Consider the following 26,451-nt stretch of genomic DNA (forward strand, 5'->3'; position numbering starts at 1 on the left):
GCCCCGCGTCGATAGACTTGACCAGCCCCATCTACGCGAAGGAGACACTGTGATCGCGGACGTCTTGGCCGATGCCGGAGTGCGCATGGACCGCGCCGTCGAGGCAGCGAAGGAGGACTTCGCCACGGTGCGCACCGGACGCGCGAACCCGCAGCTGTTCCAGAAGGTCCTCGTCGACTACTACGGCAGCCCGACGCCGCTCGCGCAGCTCGCGTCGATCAACAATCCGGAGGCGCGCACGCTCCTCATCACGCCTTACGACAAGTCGGCGCTGAAGGCGATCGAACAGGCGATCCGTGACATCCCGAACCTCGGCGTGAACCCGACGAACGACGGAAACCTCGTGCGCGTCACGATGCCCGAGCTCACCGAGGAACGCCGCAAGGAGTACGTGAAGCTCACGCGGACCAAGGGCGAGGACGCGAAGGTGCACGTGCGCGGCATCCGCCGCAAGGCGAAGGACGACATCGACGCGCTGAAGGGCGAGGTCGGCGAGGACGAGCTCGCTCGCGGCGAGAAGGAGCTCGACGCGCTCACGCGCGCGCACGTCGACGCCATCGACGAGGCGCTCAAGCGCAAAGAGGCCGAGCTCCTCGAGGTCTGAGGTCCGCCGATGACCGACGCATCCGACCCGCCGCGGAGCGACCAGCCCGCCTCACCGCAGACGCGGCGCGAGGCCGGCGAGGCACGCCGTGCCGCCGAGACCCCTGACACGGGCCCCGCACTGCAGTCTCACCTGCGCGCGGCGCGCAGCGAGTTGGAGGGCCACGTCGCACAGGCGCGGGCCGACTTCGAGGAGGCGAACGAGCGCATCAAGGAGCGGACGGGACGCGACCTGATCGTCGCGATCCTCATCGGCCTCGCGATCGGGCTCGTCCTGCTCGGGTCGCTGCTGTTCGTCAAATGGGCGTTCGTGCCGTTCGCCCTGGCGGCGGCGCTGCTCGCGCTCTTCGAGTTCTCCCGGGCTCTCATCGCGAGCGGTCGCCGGGTCGATCTGATCCCGCAGCTCATCGCGGGTGCGGTGGTCGTGCTGTCGGCGTTCTTCGTCGACTCGTGGCTGCACTGGGTGCTGCTGTTCGTCGCACTGGCGTTCGTCGTGGTGTGGCGACTGGTCGGCCAGATGGCGTCGCACGACGGCCGCGCGTACGGTCTGGTGCTGGGGGACGTGCTCATCGCGACGTTCCTCCAGCTCTACGTCGCCTTCCTCGGAAGCCTCACGCTCGTGCTGCTGTCGAAGGACGGCGGCGAGTGGTGGGTCCTGTCGTTCATCATCGTCGCCGTCGCCGTCGACACCGGCGCGTACGCCGCGGGGATCACGATGGGCAGACACCCCATGGCCCCGCGCATCAGCCCGAAGAAGACGTGGGAGGGCTTCGCGGGTGCCGCTGCGGCCGCGATCCTCGCCGGCGTGCTCGTCGGGCTCTTCATGCTCGGCCTCGAGTGGTGGATGGGCGCCGTGTTCGGCATCCTCATCCTCGCCACGGCGACGGTCGGCGACCTGGGAGAATCGATGATCAAGCGCGATCTCGGGATCAAGGACATGAGCTCCTGGCTCCCGGGTCACGGCGGCGTCCTGGATCGCCTCGACTCCATCCTGCTGTCGGTCGTCGCGGCGCTGACCCTCTACTATCTCTTCACTCCGATGGTGGCATCATGACGGCATCCGAGACGACCGCCCGGACGTCCTTCCCCGAGGCCCGAGGACGCGAGAAGGGCTACGACAAGCAGCCTGTCGACGAGTTCCTCGCCCGGGCACGCGCGTCGTTCGAGCGCGGCACCGACGCACTCACCTCCGCCGACATCCGTCAGGTCGCGTTCCCACTGGTGCGCCACGGCTACGCGATCGCATCGGTGGACGCCGCACTCGGGCGAATCGAGGATGCCTTCGCCGCCCGCGAGCGCTCGTCGGCCGTCGCGGCCACGGGCGCGAGGGAGTGGGTCGGCCACACTCGCGAGCTCGCCCAGGAGGTGCTGGACCGCCTCTCCCGGCCGGTCAGGCGCCGCTTCGATCGCGTGTCGCCGCTGCGCTACGGCTACCGCATCGCGGAGGTCGACCTCGTCACGGACAAACTCGCGCGGTTCCTCGAAACGGGGGACTCCGTCACTGTCGAACAGGTGCGCTCGGTCGCGTTCCGCATGCAGCGCGGGGGCTACCGTGAGACCCAGGTCGACGCTGTCCTCGATGCCGTCGTCGAGGTGATGCTCGCCGTCAAGTGAGACGCGCGGGTGCGCGGATGGCACCTCGTCGTGCCGGTATGCGAGAATCGGGACACTGTGACTTCTGGAAACGAGCTGTACCCGACCAGACGCGCCCGACGTCACGAGGTGGCGGCCCGGTCTGCGCGGCCGGTCGCGGTGTCAGGATCCAGTCCGTCGGCGTCGTCTTCGCCGCCCCGCAAGACTGCTCCGCGCTGGTCTCGGCGCCGTGGTGTCGTCGGCGCGTTCGCCGCCTTCGCTGTTCTGGGTTTCGTCGTCGCGTACATCGGGCCGACCGGGCTCGCGCTGGCGCAGGCGAGCGCGGACGACGAGTCGCAGGTCTCGCTCTACGCCAGCGGGCTCGATGACGTCCAGTCCCGCGTCGGCGACGAGGCTGCGGCCGATGCGGAGCCCGCGGCGCTCGACCGCGGCAACTACACGGTTTACGTGAAGCCGAAGCCCACGCCGACCGTCCAGGCGTCGACCTCCACGTCGTCGTCATCCGGCGGATGGCGTCCACCGTTCGTCACGCCCGATCCGGGCAGCGCGCAGGCCATCGCCTACGACATGGTGCTGGCTCGGGGCTGGGGCGACGACCAGTTCGCCTGCCTCGTCGCTCTCTGGAAGAAGGAGTCCGGCTGGCGCGTGAACGCGTACAACGCCGGCAGCGGCGCTTACGGCATCCCGCAGGCGCTTCCAGGCAGCAAGATGGCCAGCGCCGGCGCCGACTGGGAGACGAACCCCGCGACGCAGATCGCGTGGGGTCTCGGTTACATCGGCGGCCGCTACGGCTCGCCGTGCGGCGCGTGGGATCACTCGCAGCGCACAGGCTGGTACTGAGCTGTGCCGCGCTCAAACCGCCGCCGACACGATTCGAGCGGCGACGACTCGTTCGAGCGCCTGCTCGCAGGCTGGAAGCGCACCGAGATGCGCCGTGGTGTCGAGTGGACGGTGCAGCCGGTCTCTGCTGCGCAGGCGCAGAAGCCTTACACGTGCCCCGGGTGCGGTCGTCAGATCGACGTGGGCGTCGCGCACCTGGTGGCGTGGCGCGCAGATGGCGTGATGGGCGACGCCGCTGACCTCGCCGCGCGGCGGCACTGGCATCAGCACTGCTGGAAGGTGGCCTGACATGGAGATCCGCGGACCGATGCTGCTGCCGGCGCGCCGCGAGGACATCGAGCTCGAGACGCTCGACGGGCTGACCCTCGTCGGCGAACTGGCCCTCCCCGAGACCCGAGACCCAGTCGCGACGCTCGTGACGCTGCATCCGCTTCCGACGGCCGGCGGCTTCATGGACTCGCACATCCTGCGCAAGGCCGCCGGGCGCCTGCCCGCCCTCGCCGATCTTGCGGTCCTGAGGTTCAACACCCGCGGCACGACCTCGCCGCGGGGCACCAGTGACGGCTCGTTCGACGGCGGTCGGGCGGAGGCGTTCGACGTCGCCGCGGCGATGGACTTCGTGCGCGAGCGCGGCCTCCCTCGACCGTGGCTCGTGGGCTGGTCCTTCGGCACCGAGCTCGCCCTCAAGTACGGTCGCGACCACACCGTGGAAGGCGCCGTGCTGCTGTCGCCGCCGTTGCACCGTGCGACCGATGAAGAGGTCGCGGCGTGGGCGGGCGACGAGCGCCGCCTGATCGTGCTCGTCCCCGAGTTCGACGACTACCTTCGACCGGATGCCGCGACCCAGCGCTTCGCGAGCGTCCCGGAGGCCGTGCTGATCCCGGTCGAGGGCGGCAAGCACCTGTGGGTGGGGGAGAACCAGACCCGCCGCGTGCTCACCGAGATCGTCGCGGCGGTCAACCCCGACGCCCTGCCGCTGCCGCTCGAATGGCACGGCCCTGCCGCGGACGGCTGAGCGTCAGCGCTCGTTCTGACGCGGGATCACGACCTGCCGGTAGATGATCAGGATGCTGGCGGCCACGGGGATCGCGACGAGTGCGCCGAGCAGGCCCAGCAGTGATCCGCCGGCGAGGGCGGCGATCACGACGACCGCGCCCGGCACCGCCACCGCGCGTCCCATGATGCGCGGAGAGATCACGTACGCCTCGATCTGCATGTAGATCAGGTAGTAGATCGCGGCGATCAAGGCTGTCGTGGGGGAGCCCACCACCAGGCACGTGAACACGATGATGATCGAGCCGGTGAGCGTTCCCACGAGGGGAATGAGCGAGAAGAAGAACGCGATGACTGCGAGAACGGCAGGAAAGGGCGCCTTGATGATCGTGAGGAAGATGGCGCTGAGCACGCCGTTGATCAGGCCGAGCGAGAACTGCCCGATGACGTAGTAGCCGACCGAGTCGGTGATCTGCTCGCCGAGGTCCATGAAGCGGGCACGCTTGGAGGCGGGGACGAGCTGGTAGACGGCCCGCTTCAGACTCGGGGTCGACGCCGTGAAGTAGATCGTGAGGATGAGAACGATGAACGCGCCGGCGAACCCGGCGATGATCGCTCCCATGATGGTGATGATGCTTCCGCCCACCTCGGAGCCGATCGCGCCCACATCGAGCGACGCATACCAGTCCTCGATGTAGCCCCACACCTCATCGACGTTCAAAGCAGGGAAGACCGCGTGCAGCCAGTCCTGGATTGCGCCGACGGGGTCGTCGAACGTGCCCTTCTCGGCCAGATCCTGAATCGTCGTGACCAGCTGACCGATCTGCTGGACGATGATCGGGACCACCATGAGGATGATGCCCGCGAACGCGGCGAGGACGCCGAGGATCGTGATGAGCACGGCGGCCCAGCGCGGCAGCTTACGGCGTTCGAGCCAGGCCACGATCGGATCCAGGCCCAGCGACAGGAAGAGTGCCGTGCCGACATAGAGCAGGATCGTCTGGAGGTTCTGGATGCTTCCGATGAGCAGCAGCCCGAGGCCGACTCCCAACGTCGCGAGCAGCGCCGTGCGGAACGGGTTGTGCAGCTTCATCGGGTCCCCCTCAGATCGACATGGCGTCGATTCGTCTGTCCGCCCAGGATACGCATCAGTGACGTTCAGCCCCGGGAATGCCGCCTCCCACGCGCCTCACAGGTCGTGTTCGCTAGTCTGAACTGTCGAATCGAAGGGTTGCGCCATGTCCGCGCGCCCCGGGAAAGGTGTTCTTCGTGCGTTTCGTGTGGGCCGTGGCGGCGTTCGTGCTCGCCACCGTGATGATCGGTGCGGGCATCGCCCAGCGGACGATCTTCCAGGGACCCAAGACCGAGACCACGGCGATCTCGGTCGAGGAGAAGACTCCGTATCTCCTCATCGACGGCGCCGTGCTCAACCAGATGCCCGGCACGCAGACCCTGCGCGCCCAGGCCGAGGGCGACATCTTCGCCTCCTACGGCCGCACAGCGGACATGCAGGCATGGCTCTCCGACTCGACGTATACGCACGTCACGCTCGACGACGAGGGCGGTCTCGAGACAGCGGTGGTCGAGCCCGAGGTCGACGCGACCGTGGATCCCACCGCGGAAGCACCTGCCGAGGATGCCGCAGCAGATGACGCCGCCGCCGACGACACGACGAGCGGGGACGCCACGGCTGAGACGGCCGGTCGCAGCCCCGTCGGATCGGACCTCTGGCTCGACGAGTACCAGCAGACCGACCTCCTGATCGCGCCGCTGCAGCTGCCCGAGAGCATGAGCGTGCTCGTCGCCGCGGACGGCACCGCTCCCGCGCCGAGCAGGGTGACGGTCTCCTGGCCGCTGCAGACGTCGACGCCCTGGGCGGGGCCGCTCATCGTCGGCGGCGGCATCCTGATGGCCGTCGGCGTGTTCCTGTACATCCTGGGCATCCGTCACGCGCGCCGCAAGCGCGGGCCGCGACGCAAGGGTCTGCCGCTGCCTGTCACCGAGCCCATCGACATCGCGATTGATCACGACGACAAGGGCGTGATCAGCAGCGCGAAGCCGACGCGCCGTGCCGTCTCGAGCGGCGGGCGACGGGCGTTCGCGGTGCTGCCGGTGGTGGCTGTGTCGGCGCTGCTGTTCTCCGGCTGCTCGGCCGACGCGTGGCCGCAGCTCGGCTCGTCGCCCACTCCGTCGCCCACCGCGACCGTCATCGCCCCTGACGGCCAGCAGGCACCGGCCGTCACGAAGGCCCAGGCCGAGCGCATCCTCACCCGCATCGCCGCCACGGTTGCCGACGCCGACGCGGCGATGGACGGCGACCTCGCCGACACGCGCCTCGAGGGAGCGGCACTCGCGGCGCGTGACACCAACTACAAGCTGCGCGCTGCCCTCGGCGACTACCCGGCGCCGGCTCCGATCCTCGCCAAGCCGCTCGAGATCATCCTGCCGCAGGCCTATGACGGCTGGCCGCGCTCGGTCATCGCCGTCGCGGACGACGACGAATCCAAGACGTCGAGCATCATGGTGCTCACGCAGCAGGATCAGTGGGCGGACTACAAGCTGTCGTATGTCGGAAGCCTCGAGGCATCGACATCGCTTCCCGATCTGGCGCCCGCCTACATCGGCGCACCCCAGGTCGAGCCGGACTCACCGTTCCTCCTGCTGCCGCCCGACGAGATCGCCGCCGCCTACGCCGACATCATCACCAACGGCGAGTCGAGCCAGTACTACGACCTCTTCGAGGCCGATGGCGATCAGCTCCGAGCCAGCATCGCGGCGGACCGCCAGCGGCGGCTCGAGGAGTTCAACAAGACCGCGTCGTCGACCGGAAACCTGGAGTTCAGCTCCGCAGCCGGGGTGCAGGCGCCGTTCGCCCTGCAGACGGTCGAGAGCGGTGCGATCGTCGCGGTGAACATCAACGAGATCGACACCGTGAAGCCGACCAACGCGGACGCCGTGATCAAGGTCAACGACAACCGGACGGTCAAGACGCTCGCCGGTGTCGACCAGTCGCAGACCGGATTCGCCACGACCTTCAGCGACCAGGTGTTCTTCTACGTGCCCGGTCCCGGGTCGAATGAGAAGATCCGACTCCTCGGTTACTCGTCCGACATCCTCGATGCGAAGATTCTGTAGTGACCGATCCCACTCTGGGCGCCTCGCTGCGCGGCGCCGTCGACCTGTCCTCCCTCCGCAACCGTCCGGCGCCCGCCGCGCCCGGTGAGGAGGCTCCGGCCGGCGCCGGCGCCGGCGTCGCGGTTCCCTCGCTCGTGCTGGACGTCACCGACGAGACGTTCCCGCAGGTGCTCGAGCTGTCGCGCACCGTCCCCGTGGTCGTCGACCTCTGGGCCGAGTGGTGCGGACCCTGCAAGCAGCTGAGCCCGATCCTCGAGAAGGTCGTGGTCGAGCTCGGCGGCCGCGTCGTGCTGGCCAAGGTCGATGTCGACGCCAACCCTCAGCTGTCGCAGGCGTTCCGCGCGCAGTCGATCCCGATGGTCGTCGCCCTGGTCGCCGGCCAGCCGGTGCCGATGTTCACGGGCGCCGTGCCCGAGCAGCAGGTGCGCGAGGTGTTCGCTCAGCTCCTTCAGCTCGCCGCCCAGAACGGCGTGACCGGAGCCGCGACCGTCGACGGGGATGGCCCCCAGGAAGCCCCCGCTGAACCGCCGCTTCCTCCGCTGCACGCCGAGGCGTTCGCGGCCATCGAGGAGGGCGACTACTCCCGTGCGATCGCCGCGTACGAGCGGGCACTCGTCGAGAACCCCCGCGACGCCGAGGCGCGCGCCGGCCTCGGCCAGGTGCGCCTGCTCGACCGGGTGCAGGGTGTCGATCTGCAGGCCGCCCGTGCGGCCGCGGCATCCGCTCCTCAGGACGTGGCCGCGCAGTTCACGGTCGCCGATCTCGACCTCGCCGGCGGGCACGTCGAAGACGCCTACGGGCGCCTGCTGGATCTGTTCGCCCAGCTTCCGGCTGATGAGCGCACCCCTGTGCGCGAGCGGCTGCTCGAGCTGTTCGCGCTCGTCGGTGACGCCGACCCGCGCGTCATCGCCGCACGCGGCCGCCTCGCGTCGCTGCTGTTCTGAGCGATCCGCGCACCTGACGGGGGAACCCGCTTCGCGGACGAGGGCCCCGGATGCTGCATCCGGGGCCCTCGTCCGCGTCCGAGGATTCTCAGCCCTGCGTCGGCGAGGGGATGTGTGCGTCCGTCCGGTGGCGCAGCCACAGGACGGCCAGCGGCGGCAATACGAGGGACGCGCGCCCGCCCGCACCTGCGTGGACCACGCCGAGGTTGCCGACGCCCGACCCGCCGTACAGCTGCGCATCGGTGTTGAGGATCTCGTCCCACACCCCGGTCTCGGGCAGGTCGAGCTCGTACGAGGAGATCGGGTTCCCGGAGAAGTTCGCCGCGACGACGATCGTGTTGCCGTGCCAGTCTCTGCGGGCGAAAGCGATCACGTTCGGGTTCCACTTCGGGGCGCCCAGCCGGGTGAACGCCGCGCCGTCGCTGTCGCGTGCCCAGAGCGCGGACTCCTCGCGGTAGACCCGGTTGAGCGCCCCCACGAACTGCTGAAGCTGGGCGTGCGTGGGCTGATCGAGCAGCCACCAGTCGAGCGACCGGCCTTCGGACCACTCCGAGAGCTGGCCGAACTCCTGTCCCATGAACAGCAGCTGCTTGCCGGGGTGCCCCCACATGTAGGCGAGGAAGGCGCGCATGTTCGCGAGCTTCTGCCAATGGTCGCCGGGCATCCGCGAGAAGAGGCTGCCCTTGCCGTGCACGACCTCGTCGTGGCTGATGGGGAGCATGTAGTTCTCGCTGAACGCGTACACGAACGAGAACGACAGCTCGCCTTCGTGGTGAGACCGGTAGATCGGGTCGCGCTTGATGTACTGGAGCGAGTCGTTCATCCAGCCCATGTTCCATTTGAACCCGAAACCGAGTCCGGCCCGGCTGGTGGGCGCTGTGACCCCGGGGAAGCTCGTCGACTCCTCGGCGATCATCGCGATGCCGGGATACCGCTTGTACGCCGTGGCGTTGACCTCCTGCAGGAAGCGGATCGCCTCGAGGTTCTCACGGCCGCCGTGCACGTTCGGCACCCACTCGCCTTCCTCGCGCGAGTAGTCGAGGTACAGCATCGAGGCCACGGCGTCCACGCGCAGCCCGTCGACGTGGAACTCCTCGAACCAGTACAGCGCGTTCGCGACCAGGAAGTTGCGCACCTCGTTGCGACCGTAGTCGAAGATGTACGTACCCCAGTCGCGGTGCTCACCCCGCCGCGGGTCGGCGTGCTCGTACAGCGGCTCGCCGTCGAAGCGGGCCAGGGCGAAGGAATCCTTCGGGAAGTGGCCAGGCACCCAGTCCATGATCACGCCGATGCCGGCTTGGTGCAGTCGGTCGATGAGATAGCGGAGGTCATCCGGGTGCCCGAACCGACTGGTCGGGGCGTAGTACCCGGTCACCTGGTAGCCCCACGACCCCCCGAACGGGTGCTCGGCGAGCGGAAGGAACTCGACATGGGTGAAGCCCTGCGCGCTCACGTAGTCGATGATCTGGTCGGCGGCGTCGCGGTACGACAGCCCCTGACGCCACGAGCCGAGATGGAGCTCGTACACCGCCATCGGCCGCGACACCGGGGTCGATGTGGCGCGCTCGGCCAGCCAGGCGGCGTCGCCCCACGAGTAGGAGGACTGGACGACGACGGATGCGGTGGCCGGCGGCACCTCGGCGAACCGGGCCATCGGGTCGGCCTTGAGCACCCATTCGCCGTTGCGCGCGCGCAGTTCGAACTTGTAGGCAGAGCCCTGGCCGACGGCGGGGATGAACAGCTCCCACACGCCGCTGGCGCCCATCGAGCGCATCGCGTGCCCCTGGCCGTCCCAGCCGTTGAAGTCGCCCACCACGCGCACCGCTCGCGCGTTGGGCGCCCACACGGTGAAGGCGGTGCCCAGCGAGCCGTCGTGCTCGCGCTCGTGGGCGCCGAGCACGCGCCACAGCTCCTCGTGGCGTCCCTCGCCGATGAGGTGGAGGTCGAGCTCGCCGATCGTGGGGGAGTGACGGTACGGGTCGTCGGCGGTGAAGTCGGGACCGTCGGGGTAGGTGGTCAGCAGCTCGTACCGGCTCGGCGAACCCGCGCGCGTGCCCTCCCAGATCCCAGCGTGCACGTGCTCGAGCGGCACCCGAGTGCCATCGGCGAACACCGCGGTGACGCTGCGGGCCAATGGCCGGCGGGCGCGCACGATCCAGGTCGCGGTGCCCTCGGCATCCGTGTCGGGATGGATGCCGAGCACCGCGTGGGGATCGTGGTGCGAGCCCGTCGCGACAGCATCGAGGATCTGGTCGGTGGGCGTCATCGGGGCTCCTTCACGTGGAGGATGTGGACCGGTTCGGTGAACGCGTCGAGCATCACGTAGTTGTGATCCGACCACGTCCATCGGCCGCCGGTCACGAGGTCCTCGACCTCGTACGGCGTACCGGGCTCGACGCCCCACACTCGGGTGTCGAGGTGGACCATCGTCTGACGCACCGAGTGGGGATCGGTGTTGACGACCACGATGATCGTGTCGCTGCGTCCGTCAGGTGACAGCGCAGCGTCGATGTGCTTGGCGTAGACGAGGATCGCGTCGTCGTCGCTCCAGTGGACGCTGAGGTTGCGGAGCTGCCGCAGCGCCGGGTGCGCGCGCCGGATCTCGTTGAGGCGCGTCAGGAACGGAGCGAGGGAGTCGCCCCGCTCGATCGCGCCGGCCCAGTCCCGGAACTTGTACTCGTACTTCTCGTTGTCGATGTTCTCTTCGGACCCCGGGCGAGCGACGTTCTCGTAGAGCTCGTAGCCCGCATAGACGCCGTAACTGGGAGCGGCGGTCGCCGCGATGGCGGCTCGGATGCGATACGCCGCCCTTCCGCCGAACTGCAGGTACTCCGTGAGGATGTCGGGGGTATTGACGAAGAGGTTCGGGCGGAGGAAGGCGGAGGTGTCGTGCGCGAGTCCCGACAGGAACTCCTCGAGCTCCGCCTTGGTGTTGCGCCAGGTGAAATACGTGTAGCTCTGCTGGAAGCCGGCGGACGCGAGGCTCTGCAGGGGAGCGGGTCGCGTGAACGCCTCGGCGAGGAAGACCACGTCGGGCTCGTCGGCGCTGACCGTCGCGATCAGCCATTCCCAGAACTGCAGCGGCTTGGTGTGCGGGTTGTCGACTCGGAAAATGCGCACGCCCTGGGCGATCCAGTGACGCACGACCCTCAGCACTTCGGCGCGGATCCCTGCCGGATCGTTGTCGAAGTTGACCGGGTAGATGTCCTGGTACTTCTTGGGCGGGTTCTCGGCGTAGGCGATCGTGCCGTCGGGGAGTGTCGTGAACCACTCCGGGTGCTCGGCGACCCAGGGGTGGTCGGGCGCGGCCTGCAGCGCGAGGTCGAGCGCGATCTCGATGCCCGCGTCGCGCGCTTGGCGCACGAAGGATCGGAAGTCCGCGAGTGAGCCGAGGTCGGGGTGGACCGTGTCGTGGCCGCCCGCCGCCGAGCCGATCGCCCACGGCGAGCCGGGGTCGCCCGGACCCGCGTCGAGCGTGTTGTTCGGCCCCTTGCGGTTGAGCGTGCCGATCGGATGGATCGGCGGCAGATAGAGCACGTCGAAGCCCATGTCGGCGACGGCTGGGAGACGCTTGGCCGCCGTGCGGAAAGTGCCGCTCTTGATCGTGCCGTCCTTGAGGCGACGGGCCCCTTCTGACCTGGGGAAGAACTCGTACCAGGCACCGACACCGGCGCGCTCGCGCTCGACGAGCAGCTCGAGATCGTCGCCGATGGTCACGAGGGACATCACCGGCCGGTCGTGGAAGTACCGTGCGATCGCAGGGTCCTCGACGATCGAAAGCGCCCCGGCATCGTCGAGCTGGGCGTTGCGCAGGGACGCCGCCGCGTCGGCGAGGGCCCGGCGTTCCGCCGCAGGGCGGCCTCTCTCGGCGCCGGCCTGCTCGAACAGGCGAGCGCCCATCTCGCGCATGAGCGGGGCATCCACACCCGCCGCGATCTTGAGCGATGCGGCGTGCTCCCACGTGGCGAAGTCGTCGCCGAACGACTCGAATCGGAAGCGCCAGATGCCCTGCTCGAGCAGCGCCACCTCGGTTCGCCACCGGTCGAAGCCGTCCTCGAGCGGCTCGAGGCGATGCAGCGATTCGTCGCCCGAGGGCGAGAACAGCCGCACCTGCACGCCGATGCGGTCATGTCCCTCGCGGAAGGACGTCACCCCGAACGGCACGACCTCGCCGGCGAACGCCGTGGGCTTGTAATCGCCCCACGGGACCGCCGGTGTCGGCTGGGCGAGAGGAATGCGCCGCGCTGCGGTATCGCGTTCCGCCTGCCAGGCGCGGGTCTTGCGGACAGGGAGTGCCGAGTCGCTCCGCCACGGGCGGGAGCGCACGGAGCGCGTCTTCGTGACCACGAGTCGAACCTATCGCGCGCCCGACCGGGATGACAGCGACGTGACGCGGGGCCGCGATCTCCCCGGCGGTTCGGAGCTACTCGGCACGGAAGAGACGCATCGACGTGCCGGCGAGCGAGACGGTGTCGCCGGGCGCGTAGGTCTCGCCGCTCTCCGACGGCGTCTCGTCGGCGCTCGACCACAGCGAGACGTAGCGGGTCACGTCCTCCACGTCGGGAAGCGTGACGTCGATCGCCCGCTCGGTGCCGTGGATCATGAGCAGCACACGGTTGAATCCCTCGAACTCGGGCGTCGACGCGGCGACGTACTGCAGCGTGCGGTGCGAGGGATCGGTCCATCGCTCGATCGACATCGTCTCGCCGCGCTCGTCGTACCACTCCATGACGGACGCCGACGGCGTTCGTTCGCCGAGCCGCGCGAAGCGGCTGGGCCGCAGCGCCGGGTTCTCGCGACGCATGCGGAGCAGGTGGCGCACGTGCGCATACAGGTCCTGCTGCCACGGCGCGTGTTCCCACGACAGCCAGGTCAGCACCGAGTCGTGGCAGTAGGCGTTGTTGTTGCCGCGCTGGGTGCGGGCGAACTCGTCGCCGGCGGTCAGCATCGGCACGCCGGCCGACAGCAGCAGGGTCCCCAGGAGGTTGCGCATGGCCTTGCGCCTCGTCGCGAGGATGCGCTCGTCGTCGGTCGGTCCCTCCGCGCCGTGATTGAAGGAGCGATTCGTGTCGGCTCCGTCGCGGTTCTGCTCGCCGTTGCCGAGGTTGTGCTTGACGTCGTAGGACACGAGGTCGCGCAGCGTGAAGCCGTCGTGGGCCGTCACGAAGTTGATGCCGGCGAGCGGACCGCGGACGTCCGCGAAGGTGTTCGCGGATCCGGCGAGCCGGTTCGCGAACCCGCCGATGCCGACCGGGGAGGTCGAGGCGCGGCGCGCGTAGTCGACGTCGCTCAGCCAGAAGTTGCGGACGCGGTCGCGGTAGCGGTCGTTCCACTCGCTCCAGCCGTCGCCGAAGTTGCCGGTCTGCCAGCCGCCCATGCCGACGTCCCACGGCTCGGCGATCATCTTGACGCCGGCGAGCGCCGGGTCGTCGAGGATGGCCCGCAGCAGCGGGTGCTGCGGCGTGAACACGTGCCCCGCGTCCCGTCCGAGCGTCGCGGCGAGGTCGAACCGGAAGCCGTCGATCTGCACGTCGTTCGCCCAGTAGCGCAGGGAGTCCAGCACCAGGCGGGCCGCGGCATCCGTCGACGTGTTCACCGAATTGCCGCAGCCGGTGACGTCGATGTAGGCGCCGTCCTCCTGCTGGCGGTAGTAGGCGCGGTTGTCGATGCCGCGCAGACTCGAGCGCGGACCGCCGATGCCCTCCTCGGCCGTGTGGTTGTAGACGACGTCGAGGATCACCTCGAGTCCCGCCTCGTGCAGCAGCTTCACCATGCCCTTGAACTCGCGGAGGATGGCCTCGGGGCCCTGTCGACGCGCGTCCTCGGTGGCGTAGGCGGCGTGCGGGGTGAAGAAGTTCAGCGAGTTGTAACCCCAGTAGTTCGTGAGTCCGTGCTGGAGCAGCCGCGGTTCGGTCGTGAACGCGTGGATCGGCAGCAGCTCGATGCTGGTGACGCCGAGATCGAGGAGATGCTGCACCATGGCCGGGTGGGCGAGCCCGGCATATGTGCCGCGGAGTGCGCCGGGGACGTCGGGATGCCGCTTCGAGAGGCCCTTCAGATGACCCTCGTACAGCACCGTGCGGTCCATCGGGATCGCCGGCTTGGCGACGCCGCCCCAGTCGAACGATCCGTCGACGACCTCGGAGCGCCAGCCGTCGTACCCGGTGCGGACGAGGCCGCGGGAGTAGGGCTCGAGCAGCAGCGTGCCGCGGTTGAAGGTGTTGCCCGGCGCCTGCGGCCCGTCGACGCGGATCGCGTAGCGCGTGCCGGGGCGAAGGAGCGGCGTCGTGATCTCCCATAAGCCCCCGCCGATCGCGACGAGGGGCTCGGTCGCGGTGATCCAGTCGAGGTCGGTGTCGTCGAAGACGACGAGGTCGATCGCGTCCGCCGCGTCGGACCACACGCGCAGGCGTGCGTGTCCATCGAGCAGCACGACGCCCAGTCCGTCGAGGCGGGGATCGAGCAGATCCGCGTCAGGGGGCGAGATCACGGAGACCGGGCTGATCATGCGGACTACCATAACCATGGTCCGAGTCGGCGGTGTTACGGCACCGGGTCCCACCGGACAGGGAACTCGGATGCAGCAGCCCGCCGCCTCCGATCGCGAAGGAGGCCGACCGGTCATGAGCGACGTGCGGATCTATCTGGATCACGCCGCGACCGCGCCGCTGCGACCGGAGGCGCGAGACGCCTGGGTCGACGCCGCGGCGACGGTGGGCAACGCCTCGTCCATCCACGGCGCGGGCCAGCACGCGCGACGCGTGCTCGAGGAGGCGCGCGAGCGTGTCGCCGCGGTGGTGGGTGCCGACCCGATCGAGATCGTCTTCACCTCGGGCGGCACCGAGGCTGTCAACCTCGCGGTGAAGGGCCTGTGGTGGGCGCGCCGAACGGACGCCGACGCCGTGGTGCTGCCGGACGGCGAGCATCACGCGACGCTGGACGCGGTCGAATGGCTCGAGGCGCAGGGCGCGCTCCTGCGCCATGTCGGCATCGACGACACCGCTCGCATCCGGGTAGACGAGTTCGCCACGGCGCTGCACGGGGCGGCGCTGGCCACCGCGCTCGTCGCGAACAACGAGACCGGCACGGTGAACGATGCGGCCGCGCTGTCGGCCGCGGCGGCCGGGGCGGGCGTGCCGCTGCACCTGGACGCGGTGGCGGCGTTCGGTCACGTGCCGGTGTCGTTTCGGAGGTGGCGGGGCGATGGCGAGGGCCGCGCCGGTCTCGCAGCGATGAGCGTCTCGGCGCACAAGATCGGCGGGCCGGCCGGCGTCGGCGCACTCGTCGTGGCGCGCGGCGCAGAAGTCACCGCTCTCCTGCACGGCGGAGGCCAGCAGCGGCGGCTGCGCGCCGGCACGCAGGACGTGCCCGGCGCGGCGGCCTTCGCGGTCGCCGCCGAACTGGCGGAGTCGGAACGCGTGTCCGAGGCGGAACGGCTCTCGGCCCTGCGGGAGCGCCTGGTGCGCAGCATCCGGAGCACCATCCCCGATGCCGAGCTGCTCGGAGACCCGATCGACCGCGTGCCCGGCAACGCGCACCTGCTCTTCCCGGGGGCGTCGGGCGAGACGCTGCTCTTCCTGCTCGACATGGCGGGCGTCGAGGTCTCCACGGGCTCGGCGTGCCAGGCGGGCGTGCCCGAGCCGTCGCATGTCGTGCTCGCGATGGGACGGACCGAGGCCGAGGCCCGCCAGGTGCTGCGGATCACGCTGGGGCGCACCACCGCCGACTCCGATGTCGACGCCGTGCTCGCGGTGCTGCCCGACGTCGTCGAGCGCGCGAGGGCGGCATCCGGGCCACGGTCAGGCAGAGGTTCGTAGACTGGACCCATGCGGATCCTTGCGGCCATGAGCGGCGGAGTGGACTCCGCCGTCGCGGCCGCCCGGGCCGTCGAGGCGGGCCACGAGGTCGTCGGCGTGCACCTGGCGCTCTCGCGCGCGGGCGGCACGCTGCGTACCGGCAGCCGCGGCTGCTGCACCATCGAGGACGCCATGGACGCGCGCCGGGCGGCCGACCGCCTCGGCATCCCCTTCTACGTGTGGGACTTCTCCGAGCGTTTCCGCGACGACGTCATCGACGACTTCGTGGCCGAGTACCGCGCCGGTCGCACCCCGAACCCCTGCATGCGGTGCAACGAGAAGATCAAGTTCGCCGCGCTCCTGGAGCGCGCGATCGAGCTCGGCTTCGACGCGGTGTGCACGGGGCATTACGCCACGCTGGTCGACGGTCCGCAGGGTCTCGAACTGCACCGGGCATCGGATGCCGCGAAGGACCAGTCCTATGTGCTGGGCGTCCTGAACGCCGAGCAGCTCGCGCACACGTACTTCCCGCTCGGTGCGACACCGTCGAAGGCGCTCGTGCGCGCCGAGGCCGAGCAGCGCGGCCTGACCGTCGCGCACAAGCCCGACAGCCACGACATCTGCTTCATCCCCGACGGCGACACCCGCGGCTGGCTCGCCGAGAAGGTCGGCGCCGAGCGCGGTGACATCGTCGACCGAACCGGCGCCGTGGTGGGCGCGCACGACGGCGCGCATGCCTTCACCGTCGGCCAGCGCCGCGGCCTTCAGCTCGGGGTTCCGGCGCCCGACGGCAAGCCGCGGTTCGTGCTCGAGGTGCGGCCCGTGTCCAACACCGTGGTCGTAGGCCCCAAAGAGGCGCTCGCCACCGCGGAGATCGCGGGGGAGCGGTATTCGTGGGCCGGGCGTCCTCAACCCGCCGGCGAGTTCGCCTGCCACGTGCAGATCCGCGCCCACGCGGACCCCGTGTCGGCGACCGCGACCCTCGCGGACGGCCTGCTGACGGTGGTTCCGGAGGAGCCGTTCGACGGTGTCGCGCCGGGCCAGACGGCCGTGCTGTACGACGGCACGCGCGTGATCGGGCAGTTCACGATCGATCGCACCGTCTCGGCCGTTGCGGTCGACGCCTAGATCTGAGACGGATGCTGCGCCCCTCGGTTCTGCGGACTCCTCGGCTCCCTGGTGGTGTCCGACCCCGCTCCTAGACTGGTGCGGTGACGGATGACCTCGGTACGCCAGCCTCCGCCCCGCTCGATGCGGCGGCTCCCCTCCCCGCCGACGCCGGTCTCGAGGCCTCGCGCACCGAGGCGCTGGAGCTGACGGACCGCATCATCGATGCCCGCGACGCGTATTACGGCCGCAACGCCGAACTCGTCGACGACGCGACCTACGACGGGTGGATGCGCCGGCTCGAAGAGCTCGAGCGACTGCATCCCGAACTCCAGGGCCAGGACTCGCCGACGCAGACGGTCGGCGCGGCCGAGAGCTCGATGTTCGCCCCGGTCGAGCACGCTGAGCGCATGCTGAGCCTCGACAACGTGTTCAGTCTCGACGAGCTGCGGGACTGGTGCGTCAAGACCGAGACGGCGGCCGGCCGCAAGGTGCGGTGGCTCACCGAGCTCAAGATCGACGGACTCGCGATCAGCCTGCGCTACGAGCGGGGCGTGCTGACCTCGGCCGCGACGCGCGGCGACGGCCGCACCGGCGAGGACGTCACCGTCAACGCGATCCGCGTGGCGGGGATCCCGCAGCGACTCGAGGGCAGCGGGCACCCCGACCTGGTCGAGGTGCGTGGTGAGGTGTTCATCCCGGTCGCGGCGTTCGAGGCGCTGAACGCGCTGCAGGCCGACATGCGCGACCGCGCCGTCGAAGAGACGCGCGCCCGCGGCCGCGCGTTCGATGAGGCCAAGGCTCGCCTGAGCGCGGAGCGGCGGTTCCCGTCGTTCGCCAACCCGCGGAACGCGGCATCAGGCGGCCTCCGTCAGCAGCTCGACAAGAAGGACGGCCTGGAGCGCGAGGCCGGGCAGGCTCGGCTGGATTCGCTGCGACTCTTCGTCCACGGCATCGGCGCGTGGAGTCGCCCACCGGTGGATTCGCAGAGCGAGACGTACGGACTCCTCGCCGAGTGGGGTCTTCCGACCAGTCCGTACTTCCGCACGTCCGACGCCATCGACGGCGTGGTGGACTTCGTCGGGCACTACGGCGAGCACCGCCATGATGTCGAGCACGAGATCGACGGCGTCGTCGTCAAGGTCGACGAGCTCGCGCTGCACGACGAGCTCGGCGCGACCAGCCGCGCGCCGAGGTGGGCGATCGCATACAAGTACCCGCCCGAGCAGGTCAACACGAAGCTGCTCGACATCGTCGTCTCGGTGGGTCGCACGGGTCGCGCCACGCCGTTCGCCGTGATGGCTCCTGCGCGCGTCGCGGGGTCGGTGGTACGTCAGGCCACGCTGCACAACCAGGACGTCGTGCGCGCGAAGGGTGTGCTGATCGGCGACACGGTCGTGCTGCGCAAGGCCGGCGATGTGATCCCCGAGATCCTCGGTCCCGTGGTCGAGCTCCGCGACGGCACCGAGCGCGAGTTCATCATGCCCGCCGACTGCCCGGAGTGCGGCTTCCCGCTCGCGCCGGCGAAGGAGGGGGACATCGACCTGCGCTGCCCCAACACGCGGGCGTGCCCCGCGCAGGTGCGCGGTCGCGTCGAGCACATCGGCTCGCGCGGTGCGCTCGACATCGAGGCGCTGGGCGAGGTGACCGCGGCGGCGCTCACGCAGCCGTCGGTGCCCGAGGTGCCGCCTCTCGAGACCGAGGCGACGCTCTTCGAGCTCACTGTGGAGCAGCTGGTGCCGATCGAGGTGGTCGTGCGCGACGCCGAGACCGGTGAGCCTCGTGTCGACGAGAGATCCGGTGAGGTCGTTCGGCGGGCGCCGTTCCGGCGCAACCCCACACCCGCCGAGAAGAAGGCAGGCATCACCGACCTGCAGCCATCGGCGCAGGCGCTCACGCTGATCGATCAGCTGGAGCGCGCGAAGTCCAAAGAGCTGTGGCGCTTCCTGGTGGCTCTCAACATCCGCCACGTCGGGCCGGTGGCGGCGCGAGCGCTGGCTCAGTGGTTCGGCTCGGTCGCGGCGATCCGTGAGGCATCCCGCGACGACCTCGCCGCGGTCGAGGGCGTCGGCGGGATCATCGCCGATTCGCTCCGGGAGTGGTTCGAGGTGGAGTGGCACCGCGACATCGTCGAGCGGTGGGCTGCGGCAGGCGCTCAGCTCGCGACGCCCGGCCACCCCGGCCCGGGAGCGGCGGTCAGCACCGGGGGAGTGCTGGACGGGCTCACGGTCGTCGCGACCGGCTCCCTCGAGGGCTACAGTCGTGAGGGGGCGCAGGAAGCCATCCTCAAGGCCGGCGGCAAGGCGGCCTCGAGCGTGTCGAAGAAGACAGACTTCGTCGCGGCCGGACCGGGTGCCGGCTCGAAGCTCGCGAAGGCGGAGGAGCTCGGCATCCGCATCCTCGATGCCGCGCAATTCCACATCCTCGTGACGCGAGGACCCCAGGCGCTCGACGCCCTGGTTCCCGACGCGGGCTGACTTCGCCCCTCCGAACGATGCGTCGGCGGGCGTCGGCTGGGATGATGACCGCATGGCGCAGTGGCTCTATCGCATCGTCCCCTCACGGTCCGAGATGGTCGCTGACGCGACGCCCGAGGAGCAGCGCATCGTGGGTGAGCATTTCGCATACCTGGTGGAGCTTCGTGACCGCGGGGTCCTCATCCTGGCGGGGCGGACGCAGGAGACCGAGGGCACATTCGGCATCACGATCTTCGAAGCCGACGACGAGCCCGCGGCGCGCGCGGTCATGAACGCCGACCCCGCGGTGGCGGCCGGCGTCTTCGTCGCGTCCCTGCATCCCTATCGGATCGCGGTCGCGCGCGACGGGCTCGCGGGCTGAGCCGTCAGGATCCCGTGTTCAGCGCGAGCAGGCGGTCGCGCACCTGGCGGCGCAGCACTTTGCCGATCAGGGACTTGGGCAGCTCGTCCACAACGTAGACGCGTCGCGGCACCTTGTAGGGCGTGAGGATGCCCCGCGCGAAGTCGCGCACGGCTTCGACGTCGATCTCCTGGCCCCCAGCGACCACGATCGCGGCGACGACCTCCTCGCCGGAGTGCTCGCTCGGGAGTCCGACGACGGCCGCGTCCTCGACCTGAGGGTGCTGGCGGAGCGCATTCTCGACCTCGGTCGGCGCGACGTTGAAGCCTCCCGTGATGATCAGCTCCTTGATCCGGTCGACGATGCGCACGAACCCGGCGTCGTCGATCGTGACGATGTCGCCGGTTCGGAACCAGCCGTCCGTGAACACCGCCTCGGTCTCCTCGGGCTTGCCGTAGTAGCCGGCGAACACCTGCGGGCCCCGCACGATCAGCTCGCCGCGTTCGCCGGCGGGAACATCCTGGGTCGGGTCGTCGGGGTCGACGACGCGGCACTCGGTGCCCGGCAGGGGCAGGCCGACCGTGCCGGGCACCCTGTTGTCAGCGACCGGGTTGGCCATCAGCACCGGCGAGCACTCGCTCAGACCGTAGCCCTCGACAAGGAATCCTCCGGACGCGGCCTCGAACGGCACGACGAGCTCGTGGGGGAGAGCCATGGCGCCCGAGATCGCGACTTCGGTTCCGGCGAGCGAGACGCCCTTCTCACGCGCGGCCTCGAGGAGGCGATCGGCGATCGGCGGGACGAGCGGGAGGAACGTGGCGGGATGCTTCTTCGTGACGTCGAGCACCATGTCGGGGTCGAAGCGGGGGAAGAGGACCAGACGAGCGCCCATCGACATCGCGAACGTCAGGCACAGGGTGAGCCCGTAGGCGTGGAACATCGGCAGCACGGCGTAGACGACGCATCCGTCTCCACGCACGATAGACGGCACCCACGCGCGTGCCTGCGCCGCGTTCGAGAGCAGGTTTCGATGCGTGAGCGAGGCGCCCTTCGGGGTGCCGGTGGTGCCGCTCGTGTACTGGATCAGCGCGAGGTCGTCGGTGCCGGGGCGCGGGTGGGATGCCGGCAGCGGGGACGATCCGACGACCTGTTCCCACGCCACCGTTCCAGAGACCCTCTCGGTCAGCGCCTCGCGCGCTTCGCGGGCCTTCGCGATGGGGAGCTTGAGGGCCAGGCGCGTTCCGAACGGCATCGCCTTGATCACGTCGACCGAGATGAGGTTCGTCACCGCGAGGTCGGCGGGGAAGTCCTGCACGGTCGCGACGACCTTTGTCCACACGATCGCGTGCTTCGCGCCATGGTCCTCGAACTGCTTGCGGAGCTCGCGCGGCGTGTAGAGCGGATTGTGCTCGATCACGACCGCGCCCAGGCGCAGGATCGCGTAGAACGCGACGATGTGCTGCGGAAAGTTCGGCAGCACGATCGCGACCGGGTCGCCGGCCTTCACCCCGAGGTCGCGTAGTCCCGCGGCCGCACGCTCGATCTGCTCCTGCAGCGAGCGATACGACGTCTCGCGTCCGAAGAACTGGAGGGCCGCAGCATCCGGGTAGTCGCGTGCCGACGCATCGACGATGTCGACAAGGGAGCCGGTCACGGGTGCGAGGTCCTCCGGAACCCCTTCGGCGTAGCTGGCGATCCAGGGGCGCGGCGGGTCGTAGGTCGTCACGGGCACAGCCTACGCCGGGGACGCCCGGGGTCATGGGCGCGTGCCCCGGTGGTCGGGGCCCGCGGGGCAGGCCCCCCGAATGGGCGAGGGGGAAGCGGGGGCGGCTCCCGCTCCTTGACTAAACTGTGCTGGTGTCTGAAATCACCCCCGATCTCGTGCGCCATCTCGGTGTGCTCGCCCGGATCCAGCTGAGCGACGGAGAGGTCGAGCGCCTCACCGGGCAGCTCGACGCGATCGTCGACAACATCGCCAAGGTCTCCGAGGTCGCCACGCCCGACGTCGCCGCCACCAGTCACCCGATCGCCCTCGAGAACATCTTCCGTTCGGATGTGCCCGGCGATCTGCTGACGCCCGCACAGGTGCTGCAGAACGCGCCGGATTCCGCGGACGGCCGGTTCCGCGTGACCGCGATCCTCGGCGAAGAGCAGTAAGGGGCCCCGACGTGACCGATCTCACGAAGCTGAGCGCCGCCGCGCTCGCAGACAAGCTCTCCGCCGGCGAGGTGTCGAGCGTGGAGGCCACGCAGGCCCACCTCGACCGCATCGCCGCCGTGGATGCCGATGTGCACGCCTTCCTCCACGTCAACGAGCACGCGCTCGAGGTCGCGGCCGACATCGACCGTCGACGTGCGGCCGGCGACGACCTCGGCCCGCTCGCGGGCGTTCCCCTCGCGATCAAGGACGTCCTGGTGACGACGGACATGCCGTCCACCAGCGGCTCGAAGATCCTCGAGGGCTACATGTCGCCGTACGACGCGACCGTCGTCGCGCGCTCGCGCGCCGCAGGCCTCGTCCCGCTCGGCAAGACGAACATGGACGAGTTCGCGATGGGCTCGTCCACTGAGCACTCGGCGTACGGTCCTACGCGCAACCCGTGGGACCTCTCGCGCATCCCCGGCGGTTCGGGCGGTGGCTCGGCTGCTGCGGTCGCGGCCTTCGAAGCACCGCTCGCCCTCGGCTCCGACACCGGCGGATCGATCCGCCAGCCCGCGCACGTCACCGGCACAGTGGGCATCAAGCCGACCTACGGCGGCGTCAGCCGCTACGGCGCGATCGCGCTGGCCTCGAGCCTCGACCAGGTCGGCCCCGTCACTCGCACGGTGCTCGACGCGGGCCTCCTTCACGACGTGATCGGCGGGCACGACCCGCACGACTCCACGTCGCTGGCCCACGAGTGGCCGTCGTTCGCGGCCGCCGCCCGCGAAGGCGCGACCGGCGAGGTGCTCAAGGGCCTCAAGGTCGGCGTGATCCGCGAGCTGCCCGACAGCGGCTTCCAGGCCGGCGTGTCGGAATCCTTCCGCGCGGCTCTCGCCGCGATGGAGGCCCAGGGCGCCGAGATCGTCGAGATCAGCGCGCCGCACTTCGAGTACGGCGTCGCCGCGTACTACCTGATCCTCCCGGCCGAGGCATCCAGCAATCTGGCCAAGTTCGACTCGGTCCGCTTCGGACTGCGCGTCGACGTTCCGGGCGGCACCGTTGAGGACGTCATGGCCAAGACCCGAGACGCCGGCTTCGGCGACGAGGTGAAGCGCCGCATCATCCTCGGCACGTACGCTCTCTCGGCGGGCTATTACGACGCCTACTACGGGTCTGCACAGAAGGTGCGCACGCTCATCCAGCAGGACTTCGCGGACGCGTTCTCCCAGGTGGATGCCATCGCGACGCCGTCCGCTCCGACCACGGCGTTCAAGCTCGGCGAGAAGATCGACGACCCGCTGCAGATGTACCTCAACGACGTGACGACCATTCCGGCGAACCTCGCCGGCGTGCCCGGCATCTCCATTCCGTCGGGTCTGGCATCGGAAGACGGACTGCCGGTGGGCATCCAGTTCCTCGCTCCCGCCCACGAGGACGCGCGCCTGTACCGCGTCGGTGCGGCGCTGGAGTCCCTGCTCGTCGACTCGTGGGGCGGTCCGCTCCTCGACAGGGCGCCGGCGCTCGGCGCGAACGGAGGTGCCCGCTGATGGCGAAGGACAAGCTGATGGACTTCGACAAGGCGCTCGAGCTCTATGAGCCGGTGCTCGGATTCGAGGTGCATGTCGAACTCAACACCGAGACCAAGATGTTCTCGGCGGCGGCGAACCCCGCGAACTCCGCGAACCACGGCGCCGAACCGAACACCCTCGTCGCTCCCGTCGACATGGGCCTGCCGGGCGCACTTCCCGTCGTCAACGAGACCGCGGTGCGGTACTCGATCAGCCTCGGCCTCGCCCTCGGCTGCTCGATCGCCCCGTCGAGCCGATTCGCGCGGAAGAATTACTTCTACCCCGACCTCGGCAAGAACTACCAGATCTCGCAGTACGACGAGCCGATCGCCTTCGAGGGCTCGGTCGACATCGAGCTCGCCGACGGCGAGATCGTCACGGTGCCGATCGAGCGCGCGCACATGGAAGAGGATGCCGGCAAGCTCACGCACGTCGGTGGCTCGACCGGTCGCATTCAGGGCGCCGAGTACTCGCTCGTCGACTACAACCGCGCCGGCGTGCCGCTCGTCGAGATCGTCACCAAGCCGATCTTCGGCGCCGAGGAGCGCGCGCCTGAGATCGCGAAGGCATACGTCGCGACGATCCGCGACATCGTGATCGCGCTGGGCATCTCGGAAGCGCGCATGGAGCGCGGCAACCTCCGCTGCGACGCCAACGTCTCGCTGCGCCCGCGCGGCCAGGAGAAGCTCGGCACACGCACCGAGACGAAGAACGTCAACTCCATGCGCTCGGTCGAGCGTGCGGTGCGGTACGAGATCCAGCGTCAGGCGGCGATCCTCGCCGCAGGCGGGACGATCACGCAGGAGACGCGCCACTGGCACGAGGACACCGGCACCACCTCGCCCGGCCGCCCCAAGTCCGACGCCGACGACTACCGCTATTTCCCCGAGCCGGACTTGCTGCCCGTGGCACCGTCCATCGAGCTGATCGAGCAGCTGCGGGCAGCTCTGCCCGAGCCGCCCGCAGCTCGCCGCCGCCGTCTCAAGGCGGAGTGGGGTTTCGCCGACATCGACTTCCAGGGCGTCGTGAACGCCGGCCTGCTCGCCGAGGTGGAGGCGACGATCGCCGCGGGCACCTCACCGGCCGCGGCCCGCAAGTGGTGGACCGGCGAGTTGCTGCGCATCGCGAACGCCGAGGGCCGCGAACCCGCTGAGCTCGCGACGCCGGCCGACGTGGCGGCTCTGCAGGCGCTCGTCGACGCGGGAACCCTCACCGACAAGCTCGCGCGCCAGGTGCTCGAGGGCATGATCGCCGGGGAGGGCACGCCGCAGGAGATCGTCGATGCCCGCGGCCTCGCTGTCGTCTCGGACGACGGCGCGCTCATCGCCGCGATCGACGATGCGCTGGCCGCTCAACCCGACGTGCTCGAGAAGATCCGTGATGGCAAGGTGCAGGCTGCCGGCGCCGTCATCGGCGCGGTCATGAAGGCCATGAAGGGCCAGGCGGACGCCGCCCGCGTGCGCGAGCTCGTGCTCGAGCGGGCCGGCTCGACGGGCGCGTAGCGTCCACGGGTGCAGAGGCGCCCGAGTTGCTTCGAGAGGGCGGATCCCGGCCGGGATCCGCCCTCTCGCTCTCGATGTTCGAGGTTGATGGAAGGATCGAGCCATGGGGCGTGGCGACGGGACCGGCCGTGTCGTCTCACCAGAGGGTGCCGACGACAGCGGCGCCGGCATCCTGCACGTCGACATGGACGCGTTCTACGCGTCGGTCGAGCAGCTCGACGATCCCTCGCTGCGCGGCAAGGCCATCATCATCGGCGCACCCGACAGCCGGTCGGTCGTCTCGAGCGCGTCGTACGAGGCCCGGCGCTTCGGCGTGCGCTCGGCCATGCCGGTCGGCCAGGCGCTCCGGCTGTGCCCCCACGCGATCGTCGTCCCCCCGCACTTCGATCGGTATCTCGAGACGTCGGCGCAGGTCATGGGCATCTTCCGCGACGTCACCCCGCTGGTCGAGCCGCTTTCCATCGACGAGGCGTTCCTCGACGTGCGCGGCGCGCGTCGGCTGTGGGGCAGACCCGCGGAGATCGCACGGATGCTGCGCGCACGCGTCCGCGACGAGACCGGCCTCACGTGCAGCGTCGGCGTTGCGGCGACCAAGCACGTCGCGAAGATGGCCTCGACGATGAGCAAGCCCGACGGGCTGCTCGTCATCGCGGAGGCCGACACGGCCGCGTTCCTCGCGCCGCGGTCGGTGCGGGCACTGTGGGGCGTCGGGCCGAAGACGTCCGAGGCACTCGAGGCGCGCGGCATCCGTACCATCGCCGACGTGCTCGACACGCCTCGCGAGCTGCTGGATCGCGCTCTCGGGGTCGCGATGGGGGACCGGATCTGGCACCTGGCGCGTGGGATCGACGCACGCGAGGTCGATACGAGCCGAGTCGAGAAGAGCGTGGGCCACGAAGAGACCTTCCACGAAGACATCGGCGACACCGCGATCCTGCGCTCCGAACTCCGCCGCCTCGCCGATCGCGTGGGCGCGCGCCTGCGCAGCGGCGGGTGGGAGGCATCGACCGTCGCGATCAAGGTTCGCTATGCGGACTTCACGACGATCACCCGCTCGCAGACGCTCCCCGAGCCCACCGCCGTCGGGCAGCGCATCGGAGATGCCGCGCACGAGCTGTTCGCGTCAGTGGATCGCGCGCTGCCGGTGAGGCTCATCGGCGTGCGCGCTGAGAAGCTGCGCCCGGCGGGCGAGGCGATGCCGACGCTGTGGGACGACGACGAGGGATGGCGGCGCATCGAGGACGCGCTCGACGGTGCCACCGTGAAGTTCGGGCGCGGCGCGGTCACCCGCGCGACGCTGCTGGGCACGCGCGGCGGAGGCACCCTTCCGTCGAGCCCGCCCCCGCCACGGTTCGACCAGGGGTGACGCGCTCGCACATGGCGCGGCGGGGCCTCGGGAGTTCGCCCCCGC

Annotated in this window: 21 protein-coding genes; 16 read left to right on the plus strand and 5 right to left on the minus strand. The window is 70.0% G+C overall.

Annotated features, from left to right (window positions below; genetic code table 11):
- Window positions 1-49 precede the first annotated feature (49 nt).
- From frr to J2Y46_RS12655, 6 genes are read left to right on the plus strand one after another with little or no spacing between them, the layout of a single operon-like run.
- Window positions 50-604 (plus strand): ribosome recycling factor, encoded by a 555-nt coding sequence (frr, locus tag J2Y46_RS12630; RefSeq protein WP_045297881.1) that lies wholly within the window; start codon window positions 50-52, stop codon window positions 602-604.
- Between the two features lie 9 nt (window positions 605-613).
- The gene (locus J2Y46_RS12635; protein ID WP_045297880.1) at window positions 614-1,657 is read left to right on the plus strand and encodes a phosphatidate cytidylyltransferase; all 1,044 of its coding nucleotides are present in this window, start codon (window positions 614-616) and stop codon (window positions 1,655-1,657) included.
- Entirely contained in the window at window positions 1,654-2,217 is a 564-nt protein-coding gene (locus tag J2Y46_RS12640) for a DivIVA domain-containing protein (protein WP_310242694.1), read from the plus strand. Before J2Y46_RS12635 ends, J2Y46_RS12640 begins: the two co-directional genes overlap by 4 nt.
- Before the next feature lie 57 nt (window positions 2,218-2,274).
- The gene (locus J2Y46_RS12645) at window positions 2,275-3,036 is read left to right on the plus strand and encodes a lytic transglycosylase domain-containing protein (protein ID WP_310242696.1); all 762 of its coding nucleotides are present in this window, start codon (window positions 2,275-2,277) and stop codon (window positions 3,034-3,036) included.
- A 3-nt stretch (window positions 3,037-3,039) separates the two neighbouring features.
- A complete protein-coding gene (locus J2Y46_RS12650; protein WP_310242698.1) occupies window positions 3,040-3,324 on the plus strand; it encodes a hypothetical protein in 285 nt (94 codons plus the stop codon).
- A 1-nt stretch (window position 3,325) separates the two neighbouring features.
- The gene (locus J2Y46_RS12655) at window positions 3,326-4,051 is read left to right on the plus strand and encodes an alpha/beta hydrolase (protein WP_310242700.1); all 726 of its coding nucleotides are present in this window, start codon (window positions 3,326-3,328) and stop codon (window positions 4,049-4,051) included.
- A 3-nt stretch (window positions 4,052-4,054) separates the two neighbouring features.
- On the opposite strand, the gene J2Y46_RS12660 is transcribed toward J2Y46_RS12655, so the two are convergent.
- Window positions 4,055-5,122, minus strand: a complete 1,068-nt coding sequence (locus J2Y46_RS12660) for an AI-2E family transporter (RefSeq protein ID WP_045297875.1) — start codon at window positions 5,120-5,122, stop codon at window positions 4,055-4,057.
- 176 nt (window positions 5,123-5,298) lie between these two features.
- Here J2Y46_RS12660 and J2Y46_RS12665 point away from each other — a divergent pair, with 176 nt between their 5' ends.
- Together J2Y46_RS12665 and J2Y46_RS12670 are read left to right on the plus strand one after the other, a co-directional pair.
- The gene (locus J2Y46_RS12665) at window positions 5,299-7,164 is read left to right on the plus strand and encodes a glycosyl transferase (protein WP_310242702.1); all 1,866 of its coding nucleotides are present in this window, start codon (window positions 5,299-5,301) and stop codon (window positions 7,162-7,164) included.
- Window positions 7,164-8,108 (plus strand): tetratricopeptide repeat protein, encoded by a 945-nt coding sequence (locus J2Y46_RS12670; RefSeq protein WP_310242703.1) that lies wholly within the window; start codon window positions 7,164-7,166, stop codon window positions 8,106-8,108. The genes J2Y46_RS12665 and J2Y46_RS12670 overlap by 1 nt, the downstream gene beginning before the upstream one ends.
- An 88-nt stretch (window positions 8,109-8,196) precedes the next feature.
- Here J2Y46_RS12670 and glgB read toward each other — a convergent pair whose 3' ends face one another.
- From glgB to glgX, 3 genes are all read right to left on the minus strand, one after another.
- Window positions 8,197-10,374 (minus strand): 1,4-alpha-glucan branching protein GlgB, encoded by a 2,178-nt coding sequence (gene glgB, locus J2Y46_RS12675; protein ID WP_045297873.1) that lies wholly within the window; start codon window positions 10,372-10,374, stop codon window positions 8,197-8,199.
- Window positions 10,371-12,344 (minus strand): maltotransferase domain-containing protein, encoded by a 1,974-nt coding sequence (locus J2Y46_RS12680; RefSeq protein ID WP_045297997.1) that lies wholly within the window; start codon window positions 12,342-12,344, stop codon window positions 10,371-10,373. The genes glgB and J2Y46_RS12680 overlap by 4 nt, the downstream gene beginning before the upstream one ends.
- A gap of 187 nt (window positions 12,345-12,531) precedes the next feature.
- Complete coding sequence (gene glgX / locus J2Y46_RS12685) at window positions 12,532-14,616, minus strand: glycogen debranching protein GlgX (RefSeq protein WP_310242704.1); 2,085 nt, start codon at window positions 14,614-14,616, stop codon at window positions 12,532-12,534.
- A 124-nt stretch (window positions 14,617-14,740) separates the two neighbouring features.
- On the opposite strand from glgX, the gene J2Y46_RS12690 reads away from it, so the two are divergent.
- From J2Y46_RS12690 to J2Y46_RS12705, 4 genes are all read left to right on the plus strand, one after another.
- A complete protein-coding gene (locus J2Y46_RS12690) occupies window positions 14,741-15,925 on the plus strand; it encodes a cysteine desulfurase family protein (protein ID WP_045297996.1) in 1,185 nt (394 codons plus the stop codon).
- A gap of 9 nt (window positions 15,926-15,934) precedes the next feature.
- Entirely contained in the window at window positions 15,935-17,032 is a 1,098-nt protein-coding gene (gene mnmA / locus J2Y46_RS12695; RefSeq protein WP_310242705.1) for a tRNA 2-thiouridine(34) synthase MnmA, read from the plus strand.
- Window positions 17,033-17,301: 269 nt separating this feature from the next.
- On the plus strand, window positions 17,302-19,488 hold the full coding sequence (gene ligA / locus J2Y46_RS12700; protein WP_396653193.1) for an NAD-dependent DNA ligase LigA: 2,187 nt from the start codon (window positions 17,302-17,304) through the stop codon (window positions 19,486-19,488).
- A 52-nt stretch (window positions 19,489-19,540) separates the two neighbouring features.
- Complete coding sequence (locus J2Y46_RS12705) at window positions 19,541-19,849, plus strand: YciI family protein (RefSeq protein ID WP_310242710.1); 309 nt, start codon at window positions 19,541-19,543, stop codon at window positions 19,847-19,849.
- Window positions 19,850-19,853: 4 nt separating this feature from the next.
- Here J2Y46_RS12705 and J2Y46_RS12710 read toward each other — a convergent pair whose 3' ends face one another.
- Window positions 19,854-21,554, minus strand: coding sequence for a long-chain-fatty-acid--CoA ligase (locus tag J2Y46_RS12710; RefSeq protein ID WP_310242712.1), 1,701 nt, complete (start codon window positions 21,552-21,554; stop codon window positions 19,854-19,856).
- Between the two features lie 131 nt (window positions 21,555-21,685).
- Here J2Y46_RS12710 and gatC point away from each other — a divergent pair, with 131 nt between their 5' ends.
- The 4 genes from gatC to J2Y46_RS12730 all read left to right on the plus strand — a co-directional run bounded on the left by gatC (window position 21,686) and on the right by J2Y46_RS12730 (window position 26,406).
- On the plus strand, window positions 21,686-21,985 hold the full coding sequence (gatC, locus tag J2Y46_RS12715) for an Asp-tRNA(Asn)/Glu-tRNA(Gln) amidotransferase subunit GatC (RefSeq protein WP_045296062.1): 300 nt from the start codon (window positions 21,686-21,688) through the stop codon (window positions 21,983-21,985).
- A gap of 11 nt (window positions 21,986-21,996) precedes the next feature.
- Complete coding sequence (gene gatA, locus J2Y46_RS12720; RefSeq protein WP_310242715.1) at window positions 21,997-23,517, plus strand: Asp-tRNA(Asn)/Glu-tRNA(Gln) amidotransferase subunit GatA; 1,521 nt, start codon at window positions 21,997-21,999, stop codon at window positions 23,515-23,517.
- Window positions 23,517-25,040, plus strand: coding sequence for an Asp-tRNA(Asn)/Glu-tRNA(Gln) amidotransferase subunit GatB (gene gatB / locus J2Y46_RS12725; RefSeq protein ID WP_045296049.1), 1,524 nt, complete (start codon window positions 23,517-23,519; stop codon window positions 25,038-25,040). Before gatA ends, gatB begins: the two co-directional genes overlap by 1 nt.
- A 103-nt stretch (window positions 25,041-25,143) precedes the next feature.
- Window positions 25,144-26,406 carry a DNA polymerase IV gene (locus tag J2Y46_RS12730; protein ID WP_310242717.1) on the plus strand — a complete coding sequence of 421 codons (1,263 nt, stop codon included), beginning with the start codon at window positions 25,144-25,146 and terminating at the stop codon, window positions 26,404-26,406.
- The last annotated feature ends 45 nt before the right edge of the window (window positions 26,407-26,451 follow it).

Source organism: Microbacterium sp. BE35 (assembly GCF_031457705.1).
Lineage (GTDB): Bacteria > Actinomycetota > Actinomycetes > Actinomycetales > Microbacteriaceae > Microbacterium > Microbacterium trichothecenolyticum.

What these genes read in the sequence shown, in the direction of transcription:
- J2Y46_RS12730 (WP_310242717.1), top strand. Translation starts at nt 25,144, where the DNA reads ATGGGGCGTGGCGACGGGACCGGCCGTGTCGTCTCACCAGAGGGTGCC.
- glgB (WP_045297873.1), bottom strand. Translation starts at nt 10,374, where the DNA reads ATGACGCCCACCGACCAGATCCTCGATGCTGTCGCGACGGGCTCGCAC.
- J2Y46_RS12640 (WP_310242694.1), top strand. Translation starts at nt 1,654, where the DNA reads ATGACGGCATCCGAGACGACCGCCCGGACGTCCTTCCCCGAGGCCCGA.
- J2Y46_RS12635 (WP_045297880.1), top strand. Translation starts at nt 614, where the DNA reads ATGACCGACGCATCCGACCCGCCGCGGAGCGACCAGCCCGCCTCACCG.
- J2Y46_RS12655 (WP_310242700.1), top strand. Translation starts at nt 3,326, where the DNA reads ATGGAGATCCGCGGACCGATGCTGCTGCCGGCGCGCCGCGAGGACATC.
- J2Y46_RS12705 (WP_310242710.1), top strand. Translation starts at nt 19,541, where the DNA reads ATGGCGCAGTGGCTCTATCGCATCGTCCCCTCACGGTCCGAGATGGTC.
- ligA (WP_396653193.1), top strand. Translation starts at nt 17,302, where the DNA reads ATGCGCCGGCTCGAAGAGCTCGAGCGACTGCATCCCGAACTCCAGGGC.
- gatB (WP_045296049.1), top strand. Translation starts at nt 23,517, where the DNA reads ATGGCGAAGGACAAGCTGATGGACTTCGACAAGGCGCTCGAGCTCTAT.
- J2Y46_RS12660 (WP_045297875.1), bottom strand. Translation starts at nt 5,122, where the DNA reads ATGAAGCTGCACAACCCGTTCCGCACGGCGCTGCTCGCGACGTTGGGA.
- glgX (WP_310242704.1), bottom strand. Translation starts at nt 14,616, where the DNA reads ATGATCAGCCCGGTCTCCGTGATCTCGCCCCCTGACGCGGATCTGCTC.
- mnmA (WP_310242705.1), top strand. Translation starts at nt 15,935, where the DNA reads ATGCGGATCCTTGCGGCCATGAGCGGCGGAGTGGACTCCGCCGTCGCG.